The sequence below is a fragment of the Bacillus sp. SIMBA_074 genome, from assembly GCF_046534555.1.
Classification (GTDB): Bacteria; Bacillota; Bacilli; order Bacillales; family Bacillaceae_G; genus Bacillus_A; species Bacillus_A mycoides.
This window is the reverse complement of the sequence record NZ_JAWRYM010000145.1, coordinates 1-398: the sequence shown is the minus strand read 5'-3', so window position 1 is coordinate 398 and position 398 is coordinate 1. Positions and strand designations below refer to the sequence as shown.

Annotated in this window: 1 pseudogene; it reads left to right on the top strand. The window is 26.6% G+C overall.

Features of this window, described 5'->3' with window-relative positions:
- Positions 1–193 precede the first annotated feature (193 nt).
- A pseudogene (locus SB773_RS30230) lies at positions 194–398 on the top strand (hypothetical protein); the annotation flags it as partial.

The following is a 398-nucleotide window of genomic DNA, read 5'->3' as shown; positions in this document are numbered from 1 at the left end:
ACAACAAAGATCTTCTAAACAGGATTGTGAATAAATGTATTTATGCAAACGGGGGCGTTAGGATGATCGCTGTGGCGATCATTTTTCTTTTTGGGCTAACTGGCAGTTTAGTTGAAGAAGAAATGATATTTTTAATGCTAATAATTTTATATAATGGTATAAGATTACTAATTAGAGTAAGGAGTGAATTTATTTGTTTACAACTGAAAATTACATTAGCACACTAAAAATAAATCTTGAGAAAAACTCTGTTAATTTAATCAAAAATATAAAGGAAATACTTGATTTAAATTATTATAATGAGATAGAAATATTAGATTTCACAGTTTTTATTCAACCGTTCGAACTTTCAATTATGATGTTTTCTATGGATAAAGAAGCTAATGAAGTTTTTTATG